The organism is Streptomyces sp. NPDC012510, from assembly GCF_042955065.1.
Lineage (GTDB): Bacteria > Actinomycetota > Actinomycetes > Streptomycetales > Streptomycetaceae > Streptomyces.
The window spans coordinates 15,795-38,929 of record NZ_JBIBEN010000004.1 but is presented as its reverse complement, the minus strand read 5'-3'; the positions used below and the strand labels follow the sequence as shown (position 1 = coordinate 38,929).

Annotated in this window: 16 protein-coding genes, 1 tRNA gene and 1 riboswitch; of the genes, 9 read left to right on the top strand and 8 right to left on the bottom strand. The window is 70.3% G+C overall.

Annotated features, from left to right (window positions below):
• Nucleotides 1-315 precede the first annotated feature (315 nt).
• Nucleotides 316-5,511, top strand: a complete 5,196-nt coding sequence (locus ACFY9I_RS07980; RefSeq protein WP_390998198.1) for a Tat pathway signal protein — start codon at nucleotides 316-318, stop codon at nucleotides 5,509-5,511.
• 82 nt (nucleotides 5,512-5,593) lie between these two features.
• Here ACFY9I_RS07980 and ACFY9I_RS07975 read toward each other — a convergent pair whose 3' ends face one another.
• The 4 genes from ACFY9I_RS07975 to ACFY9I_RS07960 are packed head-to-tail and all read right to left on the bottom strand — an operon-like array spanning nucleotide 5,594 to nucleotide 9,685.
• Nucleotides 5,594-6,208 carry an ATP/GTP-binding protein gene (locus ACFY9I_RS07975; protein ID WP_390998195.1) on the bottom strand — a complete coding sequence of 205 codons (615 nt, stop codon included), beginning with the start codon at nucleotides 6,206-6,208 and terminating at the stop codon, nucleotides 5,594-5,596.
• Nucleotides 6,156-6,599, bottom strand: coding sequence for a DUF742 domain-containing protein (locus ACFY9I_RS07970; protein WP_390998192.1), 444 nt, complete (start codon nucleotides 6,597-6,599; stop codon nucleotides 6,156-6,158). Before ACFY9I_RS07970 ends, ACFY9I_RS07975 begins: the two co-directional genes overlap by 53 nt.
• Before the next feature lie 49 nt (nucleotides 6,600-6,648).
• Complete coding sequence (locus ACFY9I_RS07965) at nucleotides 6,649-7,125, bottom strand: roadblock/LC7 domain-containing protein (protein WP_390998189.1); 477 nt, start codon at nucleotides 7,123-7,125, stop codon at nucleotides 6,649-6,651.
• Complete coding sequence (locus ACFY9I_RS07960; RefSeq protein ID WP_390998186.1) at nucleotides 7,106-9,685, bottom strand: ATP-binding protein; 2,580 nt, start codon at nucleotides 9,683-9,685, stop codon at nucleotides 7,106-7,108. Before ACFY9I_RS07960 ends, ACFY9I_RS07965 begins: the two co-directional genes overlap by 20 nt.
• 1,032 nt (nucleotides 9,686-10,717) lie before the next feature.
• Here ACFY9I_RS07960 and ACFY9I_RS07955 point away from each other — a divergent pair.
• The 3 genes from ACFY9I_RS07955 to ACFY9I_RS07945 all read left to right on the top strand — a co-directional run bounded on the left by ACFY9I_RS07955 (nucleotide 10,718) and on the right by ACFY9I_RS07945 (nucleotide 13,857).
• The gene (locus ACFY9I_RS07955) at nucleotides 10,718-11,860 is read left to right on the top strand and encodes a substrate-binding domain-containing protein (RefSeq protein WP_390999129.1); all 1,143 of its coding nucleotides are present in this window, start codon (nucleotides 10,718-10,720) and stop codon (nucleotides 11,858-11,860) included.
• A gap of 692 nt (nucleotides 11,861-12,552) precedes the next feature.
• Entirely contained in the window at nucleotides 12,553-13,035 is a 483-nt protein-coding gene (locus tag ACFY9I_RS07950; protein WP_390998184.1) for a hypothetical protein, read from the top strand.
• A 243-nt stretch (nucleotides 13,036-13,278) separates the two neighbouring features.
• Nucleotides 13,279-13,857, top strand: coding sequence for a CYTH domain-containing protein (locus ACFY9I_RS07945; RefSeq protein WP_390998181.1), 579 nt, complete (start codon nucleotides 13,279-13,281; stop codon nucleotides 13,855-13,857).
• A gap of 39 nt (nucleotides 13,858-13,896) precedes the next feature.
• Here ACFY9I_RS07945 and ACFY9I_RS07940 read toward each other — a convergent pair.
• Nucleotides 13,897-13,970 (bottom strand) — tRNA-Met (locus tag ACFY9I_RS07940).
• Between the two features lie 155 nt (nucleotides 13,971-14,125).
• Nucleotides 14,126-15,292: a dihydrofolate reductase family protein gene (locus tag ACFY9I_RS07935; RefSeq protein ID WP_390998179.1), complete on the bottom strand. Its 1,167-nt coding sequence runs from the start codon at nucleotides 15,290-15,292 to the stop codon at nucleotides 14,126-14,128.
• Between the two features lie 126 nt (nucleotides 15,293-15,418).
• Between ACFY9I_RS07935 and ACFY9I_RS07930 the strand changes: the two genes are divergently transcribed.
• From ACFY9I_RS07930 to ACFY9I_RS07910, 5 genes are all read left to right on the top strand, one after another.
• Nucleotides 15,419-15,961 carry a MarR family transcriptional regulator gene (locus ACFY9I_RS07930; protein ID WP_390998176.1) on the top strand — a complete coding sequence of 181 codons (543 nt, stop codon included), beginning with the start codon at nucleotides 15,419-15,421 and terminating at the stop codon, nucleotides 15,959-15,961.
• Between the two features lie 124 nt (nucleotides 15,962-16,085).
• Nucleotides 16,086-16,763, top strand: coding sequence for a GTP cyclohydrolase II RibA (gene ribA, locus ACFY9I_RS07925; RefSeq protein ID WP_390998173.1), 678 nt, complete (start codon nucleotides 16,086-16,088; stop codon nucleotides 16,761-16,763).
• Between the two features lie 85 nt (nucleotides 16,764-16,848).
• Nucleotides 16,849-17,970: a SpoIIE family protein phosphatase gene (locus ACFY9I_RS07920; protein WP_390998168.1), complete on the top strand. Its 1,122-nt coding sequence runs from the start codon at nucleotides 16,849-16,851 to the stop codon at nucleotides 17,968-17,970.
• Nucleotides 17,971-18,238: 268 nt separating this feature from the next.
• Nucleotides 18,239-18,396, top strand: a riboswitch (cyclic di-AMP (ydaO/yuaA leader).
• An 11-nt stretch (nucleotides 18,397-18,407) separates the two neighbouring features.
• Entirely contained in the window at nucleotides 18,408-19,472 is a 1,065-nt protein-coding gene (locus ACFY9I_RS07915) for a peptidoglycan DD-metalloendopeptidase family protein (RefSeq protein WP_390998165.1), read from the top strand.
• A 216-nt stretch (nucleotides 19,473-19,688) separates the two neighbouring features.
• Nucleotides 19,689-20,633, top strand: a complete 945-nt coding sequence (locus ACFY9I_RS07910) for an aldo/keto reductase (protein WP_390998162.1) — start codon at nucleotides 19,689-19,691, stop codon at nucleotides 20,631-20,633.
• A gap of 121 nt (nucleotides 20,634-20,754) precedes the next feature.
• On the opposite strand, the gene ACFY9I_RS07905 is transcribed toward ACFY9I_RS07910, so the two are convergent.
• The gene (locus tag ACFY9I_RS07905; protein ID WP_390998160.1) at nucleotides 20,755-22,101 is read right to left on the bottom strand and encodes a PrsW family glutamic-type intramembrane protease; all 1,347 of its coding nucleotides are present in this window, start codon (nucleotides 22,099-22,101) and stop codon (nucleotides 20,755-20,757) included.
• Nucleotides 22,102-22,263: 162 nt separating this feature from the next.
• A complete protein-coding gene (gene trmB / locus ACFY9I_RS07900; protein WP_390998158.1) occupies nucleotides 22,264-23,115 on the bottom strand; it encodes a tRNA (guanosine(46)-N7)-methyltransferase TrmB in 852 nt (283 codons plus the stop codon).
• Between the last annotated feature and the right edge of the window lie 20 nt (nucleotides 23,116-23,135).

Below are 23,135 nucleotides of genomic sequence, written 5' to 3'. Positions count from 1 at the left end.
CGGGTGCCGCTTGGGCGGACGAATCAGCGGCTGCCGGACGCGTCGAGGCCACAGCGCTCCGGTCAGGGTCGGGCCCGCCCAGGGAGCCTCTCCCCCCTGGGCCCGGCCCAGTACTTGAGAAGCCCTCCGTCACGGTGCCGCAGCACAGCATGTAACCGTTTGTCACCTTGAGGGCTCCTCTGTGGTCGAAATTTTTCATTTGCGGCAGGAGGCTTCCGCCGAACAGGCGCAACCGCTACATTCCGCGCAGAAAACGTTTGCTGACGTGGATGGTGCCGCACACCGGCCCCTGGTGCTTGAGGAGGAGTCATGTTCATGGCCCGTAAGAGGGCGCCGGGCGGATCGCGGTGGGAACCACGTACCGCTCCGCAGGCGTTCAGACGTGCGGCGGTGGTGCTGTTGTGTGCCCTGCCCCTGGTCATCTCGCCCCTCACCGCGTCGGCCTCCCCGGCCCCGGCCGCGCAGGCCGACGCGACCGGCGACCGGCTCGACGCGGTGACCTTCGGTGACAGTGCCTCCGAGGAGGCGCACGCCTTCACCGGCGGTTCCACGACCGTGGTGGACGGGGCGGGGGGACGGACGGCACGGGTGGCCGAGCCGTTGTCACCGGCCGGGCCCCACCTGGGGGATCTCGTCTTCCGGATGGCGGTGGACCCCGCCCGGCAGAACTACCTCAGCCTGAAGTTCTGGGGCGAGGACGTCTCCGGGTACCGCACGGTGCTGTACGTGAACGGCGAGCAGGCCAACTACCGCGGCACCGCCGACTACGAGCCGATCAACTACGGCACGGGCAGGGGCCTGGAGGGGCGGTTCTTCTTCTCCACCGCGATGCTGCCCCTGGCCTCGACCCAGGGGCACGAGAAGGTCGAGATCATCATCCGCACCTTCCCGGCGAGCATGACCGCCTCGGCCACGGAGAAGTCCCGCCGGTACTACCAGGCCATCACCCACACCAGCCCCAAGATCTCCCTCGCCGACGCTGACGACACCGGTTACGAGGTCACCACCAAGGCCGCTCCGGCGCTCTCCGCCGCGGAGGAGCAGGCCCTGATCGACAAGTACCGGACCACGCAGACCGAGCTGTTCGACGCGCTGTCCGCGCAGTCCGACGCCAAGCCGGACGCGACCATGTCGATCACCCGCTACAAGGACGACCTGCGTTTCTACGCCGAGACCCTGCTGACCGACTGGTCCCCGGCGCGCACCGACGCCGAGAAGACCGCCGCGCTGGAGCGGATCTTCAAGTCGATCGACAACTACACCAGGCAGTACTACGGCAACGTCAAGAGCCTCGGTAACGGCGGCCACCAGTCCGACTGGGGCGGCTACTACGGAGCGCTCGGCGAGGCCCTGTACATCGTGGAGAACCTGATCGCCGACGAGGGTGTCTATGGCGAGGAGAAGTTCGCCGCCCTCCTCGACGAGCCCTTCACCACGGGCACCACGGACGGCGCCAACTCCCTCGCGGGCACCGACTTCGAGGGTGGGGAGCTGACCCGAGGTGAGGCCTGGGAACGCGTCCTGAAGGCCAACTTCGACTTCGCGCGCTCCCGGCTGTCGTACATCTACAACCAGGTGATGTACACCTACGAGGGCGCCTGGAAGGCCCACGAGGGACTGCGCGTCATCGGCTCCGAGTTCTACGAGGGCCGGGCGCGCAGCCACGCCATCGTCGGCGAGTCGCTGGGCTCCCGCCCCTTCCTCGGCGAGGAGGTCCTGGTCGGTCCCGACGGCGGGAAGCTGGACCTCTACCACTCCCTGTTCCAGCACGACGGCAACGCCGTCTACACCGACGACTACCTCCAGGTCGTGATGAAGGGCCTGGCCAAGAGCAAGCTCGACGCCGACGGTGACGTGGTGCGCCGGCTGCCGTACGGCAAGCACTACACGGGCATCACCGCCGCCGGCCTGACCCGCGAGAACGGCTACGTCGGCAGCTACGGCGAGTCCGCCAACTACCTGACCTCCTGGTTCTTCCGCACCCTCGGCCACGCCGGGGACGAGAAGCTGAACGAGGAGATACTCAAGCTGGCGCTCACCAACATCCACGCCCGTGGCCAGACCCGCTACCAGGGCACCGACGCCGACGGCTACCGCGTGATGGTCATGCAGCAGGTCGTCGACGACCGCAACACCGCCTACCCCGGCAAGATCTCCTACGGCACGGACACCGGCAGCGGCCGGGGCCTCGCGTACGCCTCGCTGGAGCAGTACATGGCCGACCACCAGGAGAAGTACGCGGGCGACAAGTGGGCGAAGTACTGGCGCTACGCCCGCGAAGCCGTGGGCTACGGTCAGCAGCAGCTCGTCGACAACCAGTACTTCAAGCACTTCTCCACCGTGTTGGCGAACCACCGCTACGACCTGCGGCTGCCGCGGACGTACGCGTACGTCACCGGCGGCCGGGGCTCCTACGAGCGGTTCGGGCAGGCCGCCGCCGGAGTCGTACTGCCGCACACCGACCTCGACCGCTACACCGACGAGGAGCTCACCGCGCTCGGCGTCGACCGGGACAGGCAGGACCGGCGGTTCGCCTGGGTGGACATCGACAACCTGTTCGTCTCCGCCCGTGACGGGGACAAGCACCTCTTCGGGAACCTCTTCGAGCGCAACAAGGGGTTCGCGGGCAACGGGCGCCTGCACGCCCAGTACGACGGGGAGTACGAGCAGCTGGTCCAGGTGCGGACCCAGGGCGAGTTCCGTTCGAAGAGCTACTACCCGCGCGCGGCCTCGGCCGAGGAGAACATCCTCCACGACCGCTACACCAAGCCGGACCGTCCGCTGGCACTGGCCGGGGAACTGATCCCGGTCACCCACCAGCCGGGCGTCGGCACGGTCGAGCGGGACAACTACCTCCAGGACACGCCGTACGCGGGCTACCCCGACCTGCTCACCACCCGCTACGGCCAGTACTTCATGGCGATCAACACCACCCGGAAGGTGTACGGCAACGAGCGGGCCTTCGACGTCAGGCTGCCCCGGGACTTCACCGGCAGCAAGGTCCGTGACCTGGTGTCGGGCCGTCAGCTCCCCGTCCGTCAGGGGAAGGTGGAGCTGGTCCCGTTCCGTGCCGTGGTCCTCGACCTCGGTACCGACCGGGTCGCGGCCGATGTGCCGTCCGCGGTGGACGTCGCGGTGACCACGCCCGGTTCGCGGCAGGTCGGCCTGACCTGGTCGCGCGCCGCCGGGGCCACCTCGTACACCATCGAGCGCGCCACCACCGCCACCGGCCGGTACCGTACGGTCGCCAAGGGCGTGAAGGGCGTCTCGTACGTCGACGACTCCCTGCCGGTGTCGAAGGACGGGAAGGAGACCTTCTCCTACCGGGTCGTACCCGTGAACGGGCAGGGCTCGGGCCGCGCCTCCAACCCGGCGAGGGCCGTGGTGAAGCCCGGCGCCACGGCCGCGCTGCGGGACACCGCCTGGCGGGACGACGCGATCGGCGGCGCCGGCCGCGGCGCGGTCTCGGTCAGCGGCGACACCGTCACCGTGAAGGGCGCGTCGGGTGACGGATTCGGCGGCGGTGACGACGCGGTCCATGTCGACCGGTTCCACTCCGACGCGTACACACAGGTCAGCAGGCTGGTGCAGGGCGGTACGGCGGTCTCGGCGAAGCTCGCCGAGAACAGCGCGGGCGACGGCGGCGTGCGGGGCGTGATCCTGCGCGACACCACCGACGCCATCGGCCGCTACGTCTACCTGGGCGCCGACGCGAAGGGCGCGCTCCAACTGCGTCACCGCAGCCTGGACACCCGCCAGGACATCGGCATCGGTCTCGCCGGCCGCACCGCCTCGGGCGGTATGACCCGCAGCCCGTTCACCCAGGACCTCAAGGGCTACGGCGTAGGCGAGTTCCCGTACGTCAAGCTGGTGCGGCTGCCGCGGTCGGACCGGGTGCTGGCCCTGGTCTCCCCGGACGGGGTGCACTGGCAGCAGGCCGGTGAGGCCTCCGTGCCGATGGTGGACGTCGTCCACGCGGGCGTCGCCGCCGACAGGGCCGGTGCGTTCACGCGGGTCACGACCGAGGCGCTGGCTGACGACACTGTCATCGCCACCGGCCGGTTCGGCGAGCGCACCGGCACGGTCTCCTGGACCAAGCCGAAGGCGGCCGTCGCCTTCGACCTGTACCGCACCTCCGACCCCGAGACCGCGGCCACCGACCCGCGTGCGGGCGGCGCCGGCTGGCAGAAGCTGCTGGACGACCGGTACGCCCAGTCCTACAAGGACAAGGTCTACGGCGGCCAGATGTACTACAAGGTCGTGGCCCGCACTGTGGACGGCGCCACCTCGGTCACCGCCGAGCCCGCGCTGATCACGGCCGACTCGCTCGCCTCCGTCCTCCAGCAGGCACGGGCACTGGCGGCCGAGGACTACACCCCGCGCAGCTTCGCCCGGTTCACGAACGTGGTCGACGCCGTCGAGGAGGCGGCCAAGGAGCCCGGAGTGGACGAATCGGCGCTGATCAAGCGGGTGTACGAGGCGTACGACCTGCTGGCGCCCGTCTACCACGACAGCTTCGAGCCGACCGACCCCGACGTGTGGCAGCAGGCGGGCACCGGTCCGTACACGCTGGCCGTCGACACCACGGGCGGGCGCACCGGCGACCGGGCACTCTCCTTCACCAGCACCGACACCAGCGGGAGCGCCTCCTTCAACCAGTGGTTCCACAACCGTGGGACGGGCACCTCGCCGATCACCGCACAGCCGGGCAAGGCGTACACCGTGTCCTTCTGGTACCAGGTGAAGGACTACGTCCCGGGCACGGGCGTGGGTGCGTACGCCTTCGTCTACTCCCGCAGCGCCGCCAGCCTGGTCGGCTCCGAGCAGCGCAACTGGCTGCCGAAGGGCGACACCGCCGACGGCCAGTGGAAGTACTTCGAGCGGACCTACACCACGGTCGACGACCCCTCCGTGGACAACATCTCGATCGACTTCGGTCTGCGCGGCTCCTCCGGCCGCTTCCGCGTCGACGACCTCAAGGTGTCCCCGGTGGAGAGCTGCGAGGTGACCCTGCCGTACACGGACGGCTTCGAGGTCGCGGACTGCGACCTCTGGCAGCAGGCGGGCACCGGTCCGTACACGCTGGCCGTCGACGACACCGGCGGGCGCGCGGGCGGACGGGCGCTCTCCTTCACCAGCACCGACACCAGCGGGAGCGCCGCCCTCAACCAGTGGTTCCACAACCGCAAGTCCGGTGCGTCACCGATCAAGGCCACCGGCGGGAAGACCTACAAGGTGTCCTTCCGGTACCAGCTGAAGGACTACGTCCCGGGCACGGGCGTGGGCGCGTACGCCTTCGTCTACTCCCGCAGCGGCGGCACCCTCGTCGGCTCCGAGCAGCGCAACTGGCTGCCGAAGGGCGACACCGCTGAGGGCGAGTGGAGGCTGTTCGAACGTACGTACACCACCGTGAACGACGGGCGTGTGGACAACATCTCGATCGACCTGGGTCTGCGTGGCTCCGCAGGCCGCTTCCGGGTGGACGACCTCAGGGTGGAGGCGGTCGACTGATCCGTCCTCTCCCCGTACGGAAGGGAGCACCGTGCCCTCGGGTCCGGTGCTCCCTTCCTGTCGTTCACGGGGCGTGCGGAGATCAGCCCGCCGTGGCGTTCTGGGCCTTGGACAGCGCGATGTCGAGCACCACCAGCAGGGCGTCGCGGACCGAGCCGGTCCTTCGTGCGTCGAAGACGAACAGCGGTACGTGCTCCGAGACGTCCAGTGCCCACCGCACCTCGTCCAGATCGTGCCCGACCTTCCCGTCGAACGCGTTGACGGCGACCGCGAACGGCAGTCCCTTGTGCTCGAAGTAGTCCACCGCCGCGTAGCAGTCGTCCAGACGGCGCGTGTCGACGATCACCAGGCCGCCGAGGGCGCCCTCCACGAGGTCGTCCCACATGAAGCCGAACCGGTCCTGGCCCGGTGTGCCGAAGAGGTACAGCTTCAGCGTCGGGTCGATGGTGATGCAGCCGAAGTCCATGGCGACCGTGGTGGTGGTCTTGCCCGGAGTGTGGGTGAGATCGTCCACACCGGCCGCGACCTCGGTGATCGCGGCCTCCGTGGTCAGCGGTCGTATGTCGGAGATCGAACCCACGGCCGTTGTCTTGCCGACCCCGAAACCGCCGGCTATGACCAGCTTGACGGGCAGGGGCGGCTCTTCAACCGGAGTCACGGAGTGTGCCCCGGGAGTCGGGGACGGCGCGGAGACCATCGATAACCCTTCGCAGTACGGAGAGATCCTGAGCCGCTCTGGCGTTCGGCCTGTGGATCGCCAGATGCCCGGCGGCGCACAGGTCCTCGGCCAGCACGCGGACCACGTTGAGGTGCAACCGGAGCTGGGCGGCGAGTTCGGCCGCGGACTGGGGCTGCCGGCAGGCGGCGATGATGTCGCGGTGCTCGAAGGTGAGCGTGTGGAGGACGGACAGCCCCGCCGACGTCGACACGACCTGGGTCTCGATGGGGATGGGCAGCGCGGTGCCCCCTCCCGACACCCGGCCGGCGGTCAGCAGGAACGGACGGATGGCAGGGGCGCTGCCGACCGGCTCCGGTGAGTCGCCGGAGGCTCCCGCCGCATCGTGTGGTGCTGGTCCACCGACGGCCATCACGATCCCTTTCCGAAGTCCATGTGCACGTGCCCCGGCGTCGGGACGCTCAGCCGGCCGACGTGGCACCGACGGTCTTCTTGAGCTCCAGCACCAGTTGGGGGGTGAGCGCGCCCCCGGCCCGGTTGGCGAACAGGGTCATCTCGTAGGCGATGTTGCCCAGCTTCGCCTCCTTCGAGGTCACCACGCCGAGGACCGCGCCGCAGCCGATGGCCGACACCAGTACGTGGCCGCCCTCCAGATCGATGATGACCTTGTTGAGGCCGCCCAGACCGTAGTTGCCGGAGGCGCCCGCGGCGAGGCTCGTCATGCCGGACACGATCGCGGCGAGGCGCTCGGAGTCGGCATGCTCACGTAGCCGGGAGGCCGCTATCAGCAGACCGTCGGACGACACCGCGATGGCGTCGACAACGCCGGCCGTGTCCGTGGCGAACCGGTCGAGGAGCCAGGTGAAATCGGCCGCGGCGGCTCGCAGGTCGGTCGGTATCGTCTGCTCGGAACTGCTGTCACCTGTCGACGTCGTCACTGCCCGACTCCCTCTGGGTTTCCCGATGCGCTGATGGTGCCGATGGAGCTGATGATGCTGATGGCGCTGATGGCGCTGATGTGGTTCCGCTGAGGGCGCTGTCCTGCTCCGCCCTGCGTACGGCCGCCTCGAAGTCGTCGATCTCCGCGCGGACCGCTTCGGCGTCGGCCGGGGGCTGTACGGCCTGGTTCCCCCGGTCGGCCGGTGGGCTGGTCCTGGCGAGCGTCGCGCCACGCACCCGTCTGCGCAGTTGTCGGGGCGTGTCCGTGGTGGGCTCCTCGGCGGCGGCGCCCCCGTCCGCGGTGGTACCCGTGCGGCTGCCGGCCGGGACACGCCGTGGGAGGCCCTGCGGTGACGGGGCCGTGGGGTCGTGCGGTGACGGGGCCGTGGGGTCGTGCGGTGACGGGGCCGTGGGGTCGTGCGGTGACGGGGCTGTGGGGTCGTGCGGTGAGGGGGTCGGCGGTCGCGCCTCGGTGGCGGGGGCTGTGGGGTGCGCTCCGGCGACGGGAGCCGTCGGCCGGGCTTCGGTGGCGGGAGCCGTCGGCGTGGTTCGGGGCTCTCGGCCCTCGTGTCCGTCCGGGTGCGGATGCTCGGCGACGGCCTCCTCCTCGGGTCCTCGCCCGGCACCCCGTCCGGACCTTGTCGGCAGTGCCGTCAGGGTTCCGGTCGGGCTCTTGGCCGAAGACGGGGCCGGGTCCACGGAACTCATGGTCAGCAGGAGGGCGGAGGGGATCCAGACGGTGCCGGTGACCCCGCCGCCCGGCGTACGGCTGAGTGCCACCTCGATGCCCCAGCGCCGGGCGATGCTGCCGACGACGAAGAGGCCGAGCACCCTGGTCGGCACGAGGTCGAGCCGTTCCCGGCGGACGAGACGGGCGTTCTCCTCCGCGAGGCGTTCCGCGCTCATCCCGAGGCCGTGGTCGATGACCTCGACCAGCGCACCACCGTCCGAGGTGACGTCGGTGCCGGGGCGGACGACCACCTCCACGGGCGTGTGCGACGGGGAGAAGGCGACCGCGTTCTCCAGCAGTTCGGCGAGCATCAGGGTGAGGTCGCCGATGATGTCGGGGGCGACGGTGACGTCCGACTCGGCCCGCAGCGACACCCGTTGGAAGCGCTCGATCCGGCCGAGCCCCGCCCGGATGACGTTGGCCAGGGAGGTCGGCCGGGCCTCGACGCCGGTCTCACGGATACCGGCGAGCAGCATCAGGCTGTCCGCGTTGCGCTGGAGGCGTACGGCGATGTGGTCGATGCGGTAGAGCTGTTCGAGGAGTTCGGGGTCGGTCTCCTCGCGTTCGGCGGCGTCGATCAGCGCGAGCTGGCGCGAGGTCAGGTTGCTGACGCGGCGGCCGACGTTGCCGAACATCTCGGCGACGTTGCGGCGGCTCAGCACCTGCCGTTCCAGCAGCGCGGCGGCGGTGGTCTGCACCTGGTTGAACGCCTCGGCCAACTCGCCGATCTCGTCGCGGACCGGGACCGGGATCGGCCGAGGACGCAGGGGGGAGCTGTCGGCGGCCTCGTCGTCCGCGACCCGGGCCAGTTCCTCACCCGCCACGTCGACGACCTGTTGCGCGGCGTCGGTGAGGGCCGCCAGCGGGCGTACGACCGAGCGGCGGACCAGGAGGGAGAAGGTGAGCCAGGCGGCGAAACCGAGCAGCGCCAGGCCGAGCATCAGCAGCGCCTCCCGCAGAGCGCTCGACGAGACAGCGTCGGCCCGGGCGGCGATCTGTCGGATCAGCGACCGCGTGATGCCGAGGCGGGTGTCGGCATGCTTCGCCCCGGCCTTGATCTCCTGGCGCAGCTCCTGCGGTGTCTGGTTCTGCAGAGAACCCGGGTCGATCTGGAGCGCCGTGAACTGTGCCTCGAGGCCGGTCCGTTCGGAACTGCGCTCGATGCCGGTGAGGCTCAGGACCTGTTTCGGTGTGGCCATCCGGCTGAACCGGTCCGACTGGTGCTGGTAGAGCGCGTGGGCGCTGACCGCCCGCGAGTACTCGGTGAGGGCGTTGGCGTCACGGGTCTGGGCGGAGAACACCGCGCTCTCGAAGGAGGCGTGGGCGGAGTCGGCGCGCAACACCGTGTCGAGCAGTGTGGTGACCGAGGACGACGAGCTGTCGGAGAAGCGGTCGAGGCCGATGCCGTCGATCAGGTAGTCGACCGCGGAGGCGTACGCCGGGTCGATGTTGGCGGCGGGCACATAGCCCCGTTCGAGCTTGTCGCGCAGGACGGCCAGACCGTCGATGTACTCCAGGGCCTGCTTCTCCTCGGCCGGCAGGCTCGACCCGAACACGGAACGCACGACGGAGAGTTGGGCTTCGGTGTCCTGTTGCGCCCGGCGGTAGTCGGTGGGCGCCGGCAGGGCGGTTCCGGGGCGGGCCGACTCGTACCGTACCGACAGCACCAGGGCCTGCCGGTGTTCGGCCTGTACGTCGTTGATCAGTCTCGCGACCTGCTCGCTGTCGCGCACCAGGTCGGCTATGCGGTCGGCGTCCCGGGCCCGTTCCAGTTGGTTGACGATACCGGCGCCGAGCAGCAGGCCGACGACCACGACGGGCGCGCTCACCAGGACGGTGAGTTTCCTCCGGAACGGCCATCGGTCGAGTAGGGCTCCCGCTCTCCGGCGCAGCGCAGGCATCGCCTCTGCGGGCCCTGGAGGGCCGGGTGCGGGGTGGTGGTCCCTCCGCTCGGGCGCGGCCGAGAGCGGGGGAGGGTCCACTGTGTTCACGGACACCCGGGCCTCCTTCGTCGTGTTCCTGGGCGGTGACCGGGGTGTCTTTTCGTGCCGGACCGCACAGCGCCGGGAGCGGAGCGTGACACTATTGCCGTCCCCATCGCTGATAGGTACGAAGTGATTGCGCCACGTGTCTGAATCCGGCCGTGCGGAGACTATCGTTCGGGCGGAGGTTGGATCGGCGATATGGCATCAAGAGTTGATTACAAATCATTTGAAGGCTTATGCAGGGACATGGTGCTGGTCTGGCTCCGACGTCGAGGGGACGGCGGCCGGCCGATGTCCGGAGCGGTGTGACCACGTCGAAGCCGGGCGCGCCGTGCGCCGGGCGCCGTGCGGTCCGTGTGGCACGCCTGTCGAGGTCGGCCGGTGCCGTCTGTGTGGCCTGCGGGTTCCGGGCGGTATGCGCGGCCCGGACGGCATACGCGCTCCGCACGGCCTGCGGGTTCGAGGCGGCGTGTGTGTCGCGGGTGGCCTGCACGGTCTGCGCGGTCGGTGTGGCCGCGCGGTCGATGTGACCCGCGGGGACGATGTGGCCCGCGGGTTCCGGGTGGTCTTCGGTGGCGGCTGTGCCTCGGGCATGGGCGGCGTCGCGTAAGTCGTCCGCTCGGCGCGGCGTTGCCGGCGGCCGTGGGGCGGCGGCAGACCGTCACCTCGGTGTCGTGCGGCGGCTCGGTGTCGTGAGAGGGCTCGGTGTCGTGCGGCGGCCTGCGATGTCGTGACGGCCTGTCGCCCACCCGCCCCCCTGCTACATTCCCGGCGGCGCGGAGCCCGGCCGGCTCCAGGAGTGCCGTCGGTGTCTTTGCTCATCTCCTCCCCCCACGTGTCCTGTACCCCCTTCTGCCCTGCGAGGAGACCCCAGTGCTGCACGCCACCCGCCAGGCGACCGCGTCGGCCGCCGCGTTGCTGGCCCTGTCCACCGCTGTCGTGGGCTGCGACAGCGGCTCGACCACCGCCGCGACCACAGCCGAATCCGCCAAACCCGGCTGCCCAGCCGCCCTCACCCGTGCCAAGTCGGCGGTCAAGAAGGCCGAAAGCGTCGACGCGCCGTGGGGCGGACCCACCACCGGCCCCCGGGCGGTTCCCGGCAAGACGATCGTCTTCGTCGCGCAGACCCTGGCCAACCCCGGTGTCACCGGCGTCGCCCAGGGCGTCGAGGAGGCCGCCAAGGTCATGGGCTGGAAGGTCCGCGTCATCAATGGCGAGGGCACGCCCGCCGGTATCGAGGCTGCCTTCGCCGAGGCCGTGGCGCTCGAACCCGCCGGCATAGTCATCGGCGGATTCGATCCCAAGTCCACGTCCGCACAGGTGCGTCAGGCCCGGACGGCCGGTATCCCGCTGATCGGCTGGCATGCCGTCGACGCCCCCGGTCCCAGCGAGGACCCGGAGCTCTTCAGCAACATCACCACCAGGGTCGAGGACGTCGCGCGGATCAGCGCCGACTGGATCATCGCCCGGTCCAACGGCCGCGCGGGTGTCGTCCTGTTCACCGACGCCTCGATACCGTTCGCCAAGCGCAAGTCCGACCTGATCAAGAAGGAACTCGCCACCTGCTCCGACGTCAGACTGCTGAGCTACGAGGACATCCCGATCCCGGAGGCCAACAGCCGTACCGTCGAGGCGGTCTCATCCCTCCTCTCCCGGTTCGGAAGCGAGTGGACGTACTCCGCCGCCATCAACGACCTCTACTTCGAGCACGCGGCCGCCGCTCTGCGCGCCGACGACCGGCAGGGCGGCGGCGCTCCCTTCAACATCGGCGCCGGCGACGGCGACCCGTCGGCCTTCCGGCGCATCAACGGCAGGGAATACCAGTCCGCCACCGTGCCCGAGCCCCTCTCCGAACAGGGCTGGCAGATCATCGACGAGTTCAACCGAGCCTTCGCCGGCAGGGCCGACAGCGGCTACGTCGCCCCGGTCCACATCACCACCGCCTCCAACAGCGGCGGCGCACTGTCGTGGGACTCCGAGGGCTACCGGCAGGCCTATCGCAAGATATGGGGCAGATAAGCGGCGGGCCACCCCTCCAACCCCACGGCGCGGCCCGCCGGGCGGCGGAAGGCACAAGTTCCCCTGGCCACGGAGGGTGCGGGGACCACGGAGAAAGATGACCGCCCAGCTCTCGGCACCGGGGTCCCCTCTACGGTCGATCCGATCTCGGCTAGACCGTGGACGGCTCTTGCAGGAGTGGGCGCAGCAGGGACGACTGTCCCTGCTGCGCCCCACACTCTCGGCTGGGCGCGAGAACCGGTGCTGATGGTCAGCCTCCTGCCCCCGACCTGGCTTCACGTAGGCCGCGAAGCTCCAGAGCGGACAGGCCGCCCTCGTGCCCGGGGTGACCAATGGAGTGGCCCACGCCGTGTTGCGGACAGCGAGGGCGCTCGAGGTTTCGCGGCCCGTAGCACTGGTCTCGTCCAGGCAGAAAGCACGTGGGGCGCGGTGCCGGTCCTATGCGGCACCCTGTCGCAGGATCCGCTGAGAGCGTCGCCGAACTCACCGGCGACCGGGCGAACGACCTCGCCGCACGGCGACTCCGGCGAGGAGGTCGGCGCGGTCCCTTGCTGTCATCGGCCGAGTGGCTGTCGCCGATAAACAGCCCCGCAGGCCCCGGGTCCATGACTGTCGGACGACCTGTGGTCTAAGTGCGCCTGCTGCTGTCAGGTTGCCTTGACGTCAAGCTGGCCTGACGAGACACTCGATCTATGCCGACGACACCCGATGACCTCGACGGCCGCTTCACCTTGCTGACGGCGGTAGCCCGCTACGACGTCCTTCGGACGCGCGATGCCCTAGCGGCACCGGACGACGAGGCCGAGGGTGACGTTGCGGGCGGGCTGGGCGCCCCGGAGAGTGCGCCGCTGTCGCAGGGTGAGGCCCTGGAGCTGCTCTCGCTGGGTGAGCTGATCGCCCGGAAGGCCCTCTACGGTCGTCAACTGTCTGTTCGCTCCGCCCGCAGGGCCGGTGCCTCGTGGTCCCAGATCGGCGCGGCCCTCGGAACCTCCAAACAGTCGGCTTGGGAGGCGCACCACCGGTGGATCGACGAGCAAGCCAAGCGGGAGGAGGACCCAGGCCATTGGGGCTGGGACGAGAACTCCGAATTCCCCCGAGGCGGTCACTTCGCCGCCATGGAGCAACCTGACCTGTTCACCACCGATCTCCGAGCCTTCTTCCAGCGCTTCCGCTGACGGCCGGGATCGCGCACGCATGAATAAGCAGACCGGCAGGGCGGCAGGAAGTGGTCCGCCGGCTGTTCGGGGCGGCGGACGGTGCGTGCCGTGGTCGCCGTGAAGCTGCCGTGCTGGGTGGTGACGGCCCTGCGGCGGGGGCGGGGCCTTCTGGTGACGGGCGGTGGCGGGGGCTGCCCTCAGGGGGTGGGCGGGGGAGAGAGTGGGAGGGAGGGGAGAGTGGTGTGAGGAAGGGAACGGCCGGTGATCGAGGCGGAGTTGAAGGCCCGGGTCCGTGCGCCGGAGGCGGTCGCGCGGGCGCTCGAGGAGCGGGCCGAGGGTCGGTCCGAGACGTACCAGGACACGTACTACGACAGACCCGACGGCAGTCTGCGCGCCCGGGACGAGGAGCTGAGACTGCGGTTCGTGGTCGACCACCGCACGGGTGACCGGCGGGCGCTGCTCACCTTCAAGGCGGCCGCTGTGGACGCGGCGTCCGGTTCGAAGCCCGAGTACGAGACGCGCGTGGAGGACTCGCAGATCACGCACGCCATCCTGGAGCACCTCGGTCACGTACCGGCGATCGTGTTCGAGAAGCGGTGCCGCAGCCATGCCTTCGAGGCGTACGGCCGGCAGATGCGGGCCACCCTGGTCCGGGTCCCCGAGTTGGACGGCACGTTCCTGGAGATCGAGACCCTGGTCCAGGGGGAATCGGAGGTCGGGGCGGCTCTCCACGACATTCGCGCGGTACTGGCCGAGCTCGGCGTCGCCCTGGAGGACCTCACCCGGGAGCTCTACACGGACGCTGTGGCGGCGGCACGCCGAGCTGAGCCACATACCTGAGGCCCGGAATCCTTGGGATTCCGGGCCTCAGGTTTTCAGTAGCGGGGACAGGATTTGAACCTGCGACCTCTGGGTTATGAGCCCAGCGAGCTACCGAGCTGCTCCACCCCGCGTCGTTGAAACCAGTGTACGCCATGCGCGGGACCACCAGCACACGGGTTAACGACGGCCCCTGATCACCCGCCGCTCACGTCGCGTCTCTCACGTCCACGCCTTGCGCGTCCGCGCCCTGCTGTCCACCGTCACGTCCGCCCCCTGCAGTCCGCCCTCACGTCCGCGGCGCCGCGAGATGCCCGTTCGGCGCCTTCGCCCGCTCCTCGTACTCAGGGAGCACGAGGACCTCGACCCCCTCCGCCGACAGCACCGCGTTGCCCACGGCGGCGTCGGTGACGAACGTGTCCGGTTCGCGCCAGGCCGTGACGACGCGGCGGACGCCCGCGTCGAGGATGAGCCGGGCGCAGGGCGCGGGCCGGGAGGCGCGGTGGGCGCACGGTTCCAGGCTGCTGTAGACCGTGGCGGAGGCGAGGCGCGGATCGGTGGGGTCGAGCTTGGCGAGCGCGGCCTCCTCGGCGTGGACCACGGGGTCGCCGTCCTCGCGGGAGTGGCCTCGGGCCAGTTCCGTACCGTCCTCGGCGACCACGACCGCGCCCACGCTGAACGCGGTCCGCGAGGGCGGGCACTCGGCGGCCAGCTCGCAGGCCAGCGCCAGCCAGTGCCGGTCGGCGGCGGAGGCGGCCGGGCCGGTGCCGGGGGCGGTGGGGGCGTACCGGATGAGGACGACGTCGCCGACCGGCCGGGTCTCCAGCACGCGGAGCCGACTCCTCGGGCCGCCGGGGTACGCGCCCGCCCCGAGCATCCGCGGTGCGTCCGCCTCTCCCACGAACAGCGGTGCGACGGCGAGCTGCACCTCGTCCGCGAGCCCCTGCTGGAGGAGTTGGGTGTGGACGAGGCCGCCGCCCTCCACCATGAGGCGGCGGACGCCGCGTACGTCGCCGAGGTGGGCGAGGACGGCGGGCCACTCCACGTCGGCGCCGAGGGACACGACGGCCACGCCGTCCGGCCCGGTGGGCAGGCCCAGCCCGCGCAGCCGCTCCGCGCCCTTGTCCGTCGTGTACACCACCTTCTCGCCGCCCGTGTGCCAGAACCGGGCCGTCGGATCGAGCTCACCGGACGCGCTGACCGTGACCTTCAGCGGGTACTCCGGGAGTCCGTCGGCGACCCGGCCCGCCCGGCGCCCGGGGGAGTTGACCAGTAGCCGGGGGTTGTCGGTGCGCAGGGTGCCGGCACCGATCAGGATGGCGTCGCTGGCCGCGCGCACCTCGTCGACGCGGTCGAAGTCGGCCGGGCCCGAGAGCAGCAGCCGTTCGGGTCCGGTGTCGTCCAAGTAGCCGTCCAGGGAGACGGCGGCGGACAGCAGGACATAGGGCTGGGGCATGCGGCGCACTCCATGACTGGACGGGAGCTGGGCGAGGAGCGGGGTCGGGCGAAGACGGGAGCTGGGCGAGGGGCCGGGGTCGGGCGGATCTTGGTTCAAGTTTTAAACACTAACTACACTGTACGTATGACGACCCGCTGGCTCACCCCCGAGGAACAGCGTGCCTGGGGTGCCTACCTCGCCGCGAGCACCCTCCTGGAGGACGCGCTCGACCGGCAGCTCCAGCAGGAGGCCGGTCTGCCGCACCTCTACTACTCCGTGCTGGCCGTCCTCTCCGAGGCGTCGGAGCGACGGATGCGGATGACCGATCTCGCCGAGTACCTCAAGATCACGCGCAGCCGGCTGACGTACGCCGTGACCCGGCTGGAGAAGGACGGAGTGGTGCGGCGCGAGGACTGCCAGTGGGACAAGCGGGGGAGCGTCGCCGTCCTCACCGACGAGGGCATGGCCCTGCTGGAACGCACGGCACCGGGCCATGTCGAGATGGTCCGCAAGGCTGTCTTCGACCACCTCAGCCCTCAGCAGATCAGCCAGTTCGAGGAGATCTGCGCGGCCATCGCGGGGGCCATCCAGGGCGAGGACCCGAAGGCGGCGACCGGCTCCGACGATCTGCCGTGGCGCCGCCGCGCCTGCCAGTCGAGCGAAGCGAGCGCGGAAAATTCCGCGTGACGCGGGAATGTGAGGCATCCCAAATCGGGTTGCTTTAAATTTGAAGCAGGGGTTAGAGTCCTGCCGAGCGATGTGCTTCAAATCTGAATCACAGCGACATCCGCACCAGGACCGGAGAACCCGCATGCCCGACTTCCCCGCTGCCACCCCGCGTGCCCGCGTCCGGGTACCGCTGCGTTTCCATGACGGCTACGGCGTCGACGCCGAACTGGTCACCTTCCACGGACTCGTCGACGGCCAGGAGCACGTGGCGATGGTCCTCGGCGACCCGGCCCCCGGCACGGCCCCGCTGGTCCGGCTGCACTCCGAGTGCCTGACCGGCGACGTGTTCGGCTCGGCCCGCTGCGACTGCGGCCCGCAGCTGCGCGAGGCGGTGGAGCGGATCGCCGACCGAGGTGGCGTCCTCCTCTACCTCCGCCAGGAGGGCCGGGGCATCGGCCTCTACAACAAGCTCGACGCGTACGCCCTCCAGGACCAGGGCCTCGACACCTACGAGGCGAACGCGGCCCTCGGCCTGCCGGAGGACGCCCGCGACTACACGGCGGCGGCCCAGATGCTGAAGGCCCTCGGCATCGACGAGCTGGACCTGCTCTCCAACAACCCCGACAAGGCGCAGCAGCTTCGCGGCCTTGACCTCGGCGTGCGGCACCGCGTCCCCACGGGCGTCTTCACCACCGCCCACAACGTCCGCTACCTCCGCGCCAAGGTCCTCCAGACCCAGCACACCCTCCCCCTGCCGGAACTGACCGAGCTGCAGAAGCTGCAGGAGCTGCCGAAACTCACTGGAATAACAGCGGGCTGACCGGCGGGCTGACCAGCGGGATGACCACTAGCCCACTCGGCCCCGCCGACTAGCCCCGCACTCCCACCCCGGAAACCCTGTATCCGTGGGGCAGCCAGAGGGTGCGAGGGAGTCGGTCGGCCGGCGGTTCTCGTACACCCGTGCGCTCGCCCGTGTTCTCCCCGTCCTGCTGATCGCCACGGGCCTCTTCTACGACCACTTCACCCCGCGCGACTTCACGGCGGTCCCCTTCTTCACGGCCGCGCCCCTCGTCGCGGCCCCGCTCTTCTCGCTGCGCGGCACGGTGATCACCGGCGTCGCCTCGGTCGCCGGCATCACCGCCGTACGGCTCTACTACGACGACGCGGGCCATGAGGACGCGATCACGGAGATCGCGACGGTGGCCACCGTCGCCGCGCTGGCCGTGCTCATCAACCGTCTCGTCCGCCGCAGCGACGCCCGGCTCGCCACCGCCCGCGAGATCGCCGCGGCGGCGCAGCGGGCGGTCCTGCCGGTGCCGCAGGAGCGGATCGGCGGGCTGGAGATCGCCGCGCGGTACGAGGCCGCGCAGGCCGGGGCGTCGATCGGGGGCGATCTCTACGCGGTGCAGGACTCACCCCACGGGGTACGGCTGATCGTGGGCGATGTGCGTGGCAAGGGGCTGGGGGCGGTCTCGGCGGTGGCCGTGCTGATCGGCGCGTTCCGGGAGGCGGCCGAGCAGGAGTCGACGCTCGAAGCGGTCGCCCAGCGGCTGGAACGGGCGCTGGCCCGGGAAGCGACGCGGCGGGAAGCCGCGCGACGGGACGCCAACGTCGAGTACGAGGGGTTCGTCACGGCGGTCCTGGCCGAGTTCCCGCATGGCTCCGGACGTGCCCGGATCGTCAACCGAGGCCATCCGTCCCCCCTGCTGCTGCACGCCGACGGCACCCTGCGCACCCTGGACGCCCCGCACCCCGCGCTCCCGCTCGGCCTGGACGATGTGGGCACCTGGCCCGACCGCGCCGAGGAGACCGGGTTCCCGCCCGGCGCCACCCTCCTCTTCTACACCGACGGCCTCTCGGAGGCCCGCGACAGCCACGGCGTCTTCTACGACCCGGCCGAGCGCCTGTCCGGCCGTACGTTCCCCGGACCGCGCGTCCTCTTGACGACCCTCGCGGAGGAGGTGCGCCGGCACACGGGCGACCGCACGACGGACGACATGGCCCTTCTGGCGATCCGCCGCTCCTGACCCCTCCGACACGTCTCTCTCACATCTTCCACGCCCGCTGTCACCGAGCGTGTCCATCCGACCTTGCTCCGTATAGCGACTTGCGTACTGTCAGCGCGATTGTTACTCCCGAGTCAGGGTCAACTCGCCCGTTTTCCACCCCTCATGACCCGTAAAGTCCACGGCGGAAGCCGGAACGATCATCAGGAACAGCTTGGAATGGAGTACCCCCGTCTATTAACGTTCGATAACGCAGCGCGGTCGTCCCAGCCGTCACAAGAGACGGCTCCGTGCTCACGCGCCGAATCCCGCAAGGGAACCGGGGAACCACCACCCTGGGGTGAATCGCGCGCAAACCGTCGTGGCAGCACGTCAGGTTTACGCGCGTAGGAGACCTTCCTGCTCCGAACCCGTCAGCTAACCCGGTAGGCGAGAAGGAAGGAAAGGAGTACGCCCACGTGGCGTCGAACCGGTCCGCGACCGAAGCCCCGTTCGTACCGAGCCAACGCGATGGCGACAGCCAGACGTTCGGCTACGGCAGCTACAGCAGCGACAACGAGGGCCCCTGGCAGGAGTGGAACCCCACCGAGGAGTCCATTCGCCCCGTTCGCGGTCGGCACCGCGTCGCCAAGAAGAGCGGCGGCGTACTCGCCCGTGGCGGTCTCGCCCGCAGCTCCACGGTCCTGGGCGTCGGTGTCATAGCCGCCGTCAGCGGCGCCGGCATGGCCAGCGCGCAGTCCGGCAAGGCCCCGGTGTCCATATCGCTGCCCGACATGCCGAACGTCGGCTCGGTCTTCGAGGACGACGCCGAGGAGCCGGAGCCCCAGGCCTCCACGACCCCCCTCAGCAGCGCCGGTCTGATCGCCGCCGACACCGAGCAGGGCACCGCCAACGCCGGCGAGGCGCTGCGCGCCCGCATCATGGCACAGGCCGAGTCCCAGCAGGACGCGTTCGACAAGGCCACCGCCGAGGCCGCCCAGACGGCCGCCGCGAACAAGGCCGCCGAGCAGGCCGCCGAGGAGAAGAAGGAAGCCGAGGCCAAGGAAGCCGCCGCGAAGAAGAAGGCGGCGGAGGAGGCCGAGCGGAAGAAGGAAGCCGAGCGCCTCGCGGCCCTCGCCAAGCAGTTCGCGCTCCCCACCTCCTCCTACACCCTCACCTCCACCTTCGGTCAGGCCGGCCCCTACTGGTCCTCCGGCTACCACACCGGCCTCGACTTCGCCGCTCCCACGGGCACCCTCATCAAGGCCGTCCACAGCGGCACCATCACGCAGGCCGGGTACGAGGGTTCCTACGGCTACAAGACCGTGCTCACCCTCGATGACGGCACCGAGATCTGGTACGCCCACCAGTCCTCCATCGGCGTCAGCGTCGGCCAGAAGGTCGCCACCGGCGACGTCATCGGCCGCGTCGGCGCCACGGGCAACGTCACCGGCGCCCACCTCCACATGGAGGTCCACCCCGGCGGCTCCAGCAGCGGCATCGACCCGGCGGCATGGCTGCGCAGCAAGGGCCTGAACCCGTAGGGAACCGACCGACTCGTACGCCGCGTAAGTCCGCGAGGACCACGCGGCGTTCGTCGTTCCCAGGGACGGTCCCCAGGGCGGTTCCCGGGGGCGGTTCACGATGGCCGTTCACGACGGCCGTTCACGACGGCGGTTCACGACGGCGGGACGGACGCTTCACGCACACGTCACGCCGAGCCGGAATGCGGAAGTCCGCCCCACCGGTTGACGTAGGACATGACTACTCTTCGCCAACTGGGCACGTCCGACATCAGGGTCTTCCCCCTCTCCCTCGGCGGCAACGTCTTCGGCTGGACCGCCGACGAGGCGCAGTCCTTCGCCGTCCTCGACGCCTACGCGGCGGCGGGCGGCAACTTCGTCGACACCGCCGACTCCTACTCGGCGTGGGTGGAGGGCAACGAGGGGGGCGAGTCCGAGCGGATCATCGGCAGGTGGCTCAAGTCGCGTGGCAACCGCGCCGACGTGGTCATCGCTACCAAGGTGAGCCAGCACCCCGAGTACCAGGGGCTGACGGCGGCCAACATCAAGGCGGCGGCCGACGCCTCCCTCGCCCGCCTCGACACGGACCACATCGACCTCTACTACACCCACTTCGACCAGCCCGAGGTCCCCGTCGAGGAGATCATCACGGCCCTCGACGACCTGGTGAAGGCCGGCAAGGTCCGCGCGATAGCGGCGTCCAACATCACCCCCGAGCGCCTGAAGGCCTCCCTGGAGTTCTCGGAGGCCGAGGGCCTGGCCCGCTATGTGGCGCTCCAGCCGCACTACAACCTGGTCTCACGGGACACCTACGAGGGCCCCCTCCAGAGCCTCGCCGCCGGACACGGCCTCTCCGGCGTCCCCTACTTCGCCCTCGCCAAGGGCTTCCTCACGGGCAAGTACCGGCCCGGCACCACCGTCGACAGCCCCCGGGCCGCCGGCGCCGGCGCGTACCTCGACAGCCCGACCGGCCTCCGTGTCCTCAGCGCCCTCGACGAGATCGCCGAGGCCCGCGGCGTGGCCCCCGCCACCGTCGCCCTCGCCTGGCTCACCGCCCAGCCGACGATCACGGCCCCGATCGCCTCCGCGCGCACCCCGGACCAACTCCCGCCGCTCCTGGCCGTCGCCGACCTCACCCTCACGCCCGAGGAACTCGACCGTTTGACCGAGGCGTCGGCGTAGAGCACCGCTCCCCGGTCGAACGTGCAGCCCGCGCCCCCAATGGGCGCGGGGAACTGCGCGCACGACCACAGTTGAACCAGCGCCGCCCCACCACCGCACCCCCACAGCGACCCGCGAAGCCCTAGTACCGGTACGGGTTGTACCCCGGATACGCCGCCATCCCGTACCCCAAGGGCTGGCCGTACGCCGACCCGTACCCGCCGTGCGCGTACCCCCCGTGGGCATACCAGCCGTACCCGTACCCACGGGCCCCCACTCCCCGCCCCGCGTACCCCATCGCAGGCCGAGCCACCCCGCGCCTGCGCCACAGCTCGAACAGCAACTCCCGCTCCCTGAGCGCGAAGTCACCTCCGGCCCGCCCTCGCAGTCCCCGACGCCGCAGAAACGCCAACTTCGTCGCGTACGTCTCGTACTCCCCGACCGACCGGGCCGCCGCCTTCCCGAAGTGATGCGCCGCGTACTCCCGCGCCACCCGCCGAGCCCGCATCGACCCCAGCACATACGGCTCGGCCGGCGTCAGCCACCCCGCCGCCGCATACGCCGGCAGTTCCTCCCGCACGGTCCGCAACTCCCGCTGCCGCAGCCAGATCACCAACCACGTCAGCAACCCGAACGCCGGCACCATCAGCGCCGCGTACACGGCGAAGAACCCGTACTCCCCGAACGTCGCCGACCCGTTCCAGACCGCGTGCATCGCCATGGCGAGCAACAGGCCGCCCAGCGGTACGGCCACCCGCCGCACCCGCTGCCACTCCGCCGCGAACGCCGCCACCCCGAACCCGATCCCCGTCAGCACGGTGAACAACGGATGCGCGAACGGCGACATGATCACCCGCACGAAGAAGGTCGCCGCGGTGACCGACGCCAGCCCGCTGCCCCCGCTGAGCTGGTCCGTCCCGAACGCGGTCCCCAGGTAGAGGATGTTCTCGGTGAAGGCGAAGCCGGTGGCGGTGACTCCCGCGATCACCACCCCGTCCACGATCCCGGTGAAGTCCCGCCTCCTGAAAAGGAAGACGAGTAAGACGGCCGCGGCCTTGGCGGTCTCCTCCACCACGGGCGCTATGACGGTCGCACCCACGGTGTCGGCATGCGTCGGATCGGCCGTGGCCGTCGCTATCCACTGTGTGGCGAAACTGTTCGCCACGATGGCTATCAGCGCCGCGGCACACGCCCCCCACGCGAACGCGAACACCATGTTCTTCCAGGGGCCCGGCTCCACCCGGTCCAGCCACCTGAACGCCGCCATGAGCACCGGCACGGGCAGCACCGCGAGCCCCAGTCCGACCAGGAACCCCTCCGTGCCGGTCTGCTCGCGCACGAGCGCGAGGATGACCAGACCGGAGATCCCGAGCAGCCCGATCAGCGCGCTGTACTTGACGCTCTTCCGCTGCCACCAGCGCGTGGGCCTGAACGCATACTCACCGGCAGGTCCGCTGGGGTGCGTCGGGTGGGTGGGACTGGTGGCCATTGCATTGACCCTAACGAGGGATGGGCGCCGCCCGCGACGGTGCGTGCTGGGGCCCGTCGGACCGCATACCCGCCGGACTACGAAGGACGGACAGCCTTCAGACGCCTGTGGGGGATGTTCGGACTTCTGCTTGCGCTTCTCCTGCTGCTTTTGCTTCCGCTACTACTGCTGTCCCTGCGTCGGCTTGTGGGTCGGCACGTGCGTCTGCTCCCGTTCACGCTGCTGTACGCGGCGGAAGAGCAGATCGTTCACCACATGACCCTTGTCCAGTCCCTGCCCCTCGAAACGGGTCAGCGGCCGGAAGTCAGGACGTGGCGCGAACCCACCGTCGGCGCGGGTGTTCTCGAACTCCGGATGCGCGGTCAGCACGTCCAGCATCTGCTCGGCGTACGGCTCCCAGTCCGTCGCACAGTGCACGATCGCCCCCGGCCGGAGCCGCGACGCGACCAGCGTGAGGAACTCGGGCTGGATCAGCCGGCGCTTGTGGTGCCGCTTCTTCGGCCAGGGGTCGGGGAAGTAGACCCGCAGCCCGTCCAGTGAGCCGGGCGGCAGCATCTCCCGCAGCAGGATGATCGCGTCCCCGTTGGCGACCCGGATGTTGGACAGACCGTCCCGGTCCGCGAGGTTCAGCAGGTTCCCCTGGCCCGGGGTGTGCACATCCACGGCCAGTACGTTGGTCTCCGGGTCGGCGGCGGCCATCAGCGCCGTCGCCTCGCCCATCCCGAAGCCGATCTCCAGCACGACGGGCTTGTCGTTCCCGAACAGCTCGACGAGATCGAACGCCCGACCGTCGATGTCGAGACCCCACTTGGGCCACAGCCGCTGCAACGCGTCCGCCTGCCCGGCCGTCACCCGACTCCGCCGGGGCTGGAAGCTCCTGATCCGCCGCTCGAAGTGCGACCCGGCGGGATCCGCCTGGGGCCCATGGGGGAAGCGGGGCTCCCCCTTGACGCGGGTATGCCGAAGGGAGGCACCGGAGGTGCGGGACTCGGAAGCACGGGCGGAATCAGACACAGTGCCTCCGATTTTACGGC

Coding starts and splice junctions, on each gene's coding strand:
- ACFY9I_RS07980 (WP_390998198.1), top strand. CDS start 316: ATGGCCCGTAAGAGGGCGCCGGGCGGATCGCGGTGGGAACCACGTACC.
- ACFY9I_RS07975 (WP_390998195.1), bottom strand. CDS start 6,208: ATGGTCTCCGCGCCGTCCCCGACTCCCGGGGCACACTCCGTGACTCCG.
- ACFY9I_RS07970 (WP_390998192.1), bottom strand. CDS start 6,599: ATGGCCGTCGGTGGACCAGCACCACACGATGCGGCGGGAGCCTCCGGC.
- ACFY9I_RS07950 (WP_390998184.1), top strand. CDS start 12,553: ATGCCGACGACACCCGATGACCTCGACGGCCGCTTCACCTTGCTGACG.
- ACFY9I_RS07935 (WP_390998179.1), bottom strand. CDS start 15,292: ATGCCCCAGCCCTATGTCCTGCTGTCCGCCGCCGTCTCCCTGGACGGC.
- ACFY9I_RS07930 (WP_390998176.1), top strand. CDS start 15,419: ATGACGACCCGCTGGCTCACCCCCGAGGAACAGCGTGCCTGGGGTGCC.
- ribA (WP_390998173.1), top strand. CDS start 16,086: ATGCCCGACTTCCCCGCTGCCACCCCGCGTGCCCGCGTCCGGGTACCG.
- ACFY9I_RS07910 (WP_390998162.1), top strand. CDS start 19,689: ATGACTACTCTTCGCCAACTGGGCACGTCCGACATCAGGGTCTTCCCC.
- ACFY9I_RS07905 (WP_390998160.1), bottom strand. CDS start 22,101: ATGGCCACCAGTCCCACCCACCCGACGCACCCCAGCGGACCTGCCGGT.